This is a genomic window from Psychrobacter sp. (assembly GCF_036731945.1).
In the GTDB taxonomy this organism is placed as follows: domain Bacteria; phylum Pseudomonadota; class Gammaproteobacteria; order Pseudomonadales; family Moraxellaceae; genus Psychrobacter.
In genome coordinates this window covers 1-1,835 of the sequence record NZ_DAINDI010000110.1, presented here as the reverse complement: position 1 = coordinate 1,835, position 1,835 = coordinate 1, and the positions used below count along the sequence as shown (strand labels likewise).

The following is a 1,835-nucleotide window of genomic DNA, read 5'->3' as shown; positions in this document are numbered from 1 at the left end:
AATACGCGAGTTGATACCAATTACTTCACCGCGCTGATTAAATAGTGGACCGCCAGAGTTACCCGGGTTTAATGCCACGTCAGTTTGGATAAAGGGTACGCTGGTTTCACGGGAAAAATTACGCGACTTGGCGCTAACAATGCCCGCCGATGCTGAATAATCAAAACCAAAGGGCGAGCCAATCGCCAATACCGGCTCCCCTACTTTTAGCGCATTAGAATCGCCGATTGGCAAGGCAGGGAATTGACGCCCCGTGACCTTGAGTACCGCCACGTCTGAGCGCTCATCACTGCCAACCAATTTGGCATCAAGCTCGGTTCTGTCATTAAGCGTCACAGTAATTTTGTCCGCACCTGCCACCACATGATGATTAGTCAGCATATAACCATCACGGGTGACAAAAAATGCGGTGCCATAGGCATGCTCTATCGCGGGCGTCGCTGCTTGGTCAGGAATATGTAAGCGATCGCCAAAAAACTTACGCAATAGCTCAGCAGTTTGGGCTTTAGCAAGCTCCGCCTCGCTGACAGTTTTGGTGACGTTTACTCGCGCGACCGCTGGCGTAACTTGCTGTACCAAGCCCGAAAAATCTGCGGTGGTAACGGCCGCTTGGGCAGTTGGCATAGTCGCGATATTGATACCTGCCGCCATACTGGTAGCTACCGCTATGGCCAACGCGCTCTGCTGTAACCAACGGCTCAAATTGGCTGTATTCGACGTTTTAGACATATTGTTAGGCATGTTACCCTCCATATAATGGGTCTTTATAATTGTTATAAACGGTTTGAATAGGACCGTTATGAATAATAATTTAGGCGTCTTATTTATATATTATGCTGATAATAGCTCAGTTTACTTATTCGCTAACCTCTAAAGCTAACATTTAAAAACTGGTCTTTATGTTGCTGACTTAGAGATTTTATCGCTTGCTTTTGTTATCTGCGTTTATCATAAACTTTGGAAAATGCAAACTTGCAAAGAAGAATGCTTGTTAGTTTACCGTCCATTTTCGACTTATGGTATAAAACTTTATCTTTTCTATCATAAAGATAACCTTATTGCTAACATGCTAGACATACTACCTTTAATAAGCTTTTTCAACCAAGAATCAAGTGGCGCAAAGATTGCTCTAGAATACGTCAAATAAAACCATGTTATGATAACAAGCCCAATAATTTATATGACAAACAAAAGTTAATTTTTGTAGGTCGTTATTTTAGCAAATCGGCAATCATCAGCTTATTTTTCATCTTTTGCTTTTTAGATTCTGCTTAGGGATCTAAAAAGCTTTTGTCTTTACGACGATATCGTACTGATAGCCAACCTCACTTGTGCTTTGATTACTTGTGCTTTGTTTATAGTGTGGTTGATGCTTTTATTAACAAGCGCTAGATTTAGCGCTCAGCGGTGTCAGATATTGCAACACTATATTTAGACGACGTTTGCTGCGGCTTACGCTAGCAGCGCTGGTAGTGCGCCTGAATAGATATAAAATATGACAAGATTATAAAAGGATTAATTTATGGATACCGCCTTATTGTTATCCGGCGTGGTTGGGCTTGGTATTGCCGCCCAATGGTTGGCTTGGTATTTAAAGCAACCGTCCATTTTGTTTTTATTACTGATTGGTATTATTGTTGGCCCGATATTGGGCGCTTTTGACCCAGACTTGGTGCTCGGCGAGCTGATGTTCCCGTTTATCTCATTGGGCGTAGCGATTATTTTATTTGAAGGCTCGCTGACTTTAGAGTTCGATGAGATTAAGCAGCACGGCTCTGTGGTACAGATGCTGGTGTCAGTCGGTGTCCTTATTACCATTGTCATTGTGGCGCTAT

At 42.8% G+C, this 1,835-nt stretch carries 2 protein-coding genes; one reads left to right on the top strand and one right to left on the bottom strand.

All coding sequences use genetic code 11. The annotated features are described in order from the left end of the window. A partial coding sequence (locus tag V7D75_RS14150) for a trypsin-like peptidase domain-containing protein (protein ID WP_333615076.1) occupies positions 1–741 on the bottom strand: 741 nt, incomplete at its 3' end. Positions 742–1,522: 781 nt separating this feature from the next. Here V7D75_RS14150 and V7D75_RS14145 point away from each other — a divergent pair. Then, positions 1,523–1,835 (top strand): cation:proton antiporter domain-containing protein (locus V7D75_RS14145; protein ID WP_333615075.1); only part of this gene is annotated, 313 nt, incomplete at its 3' end.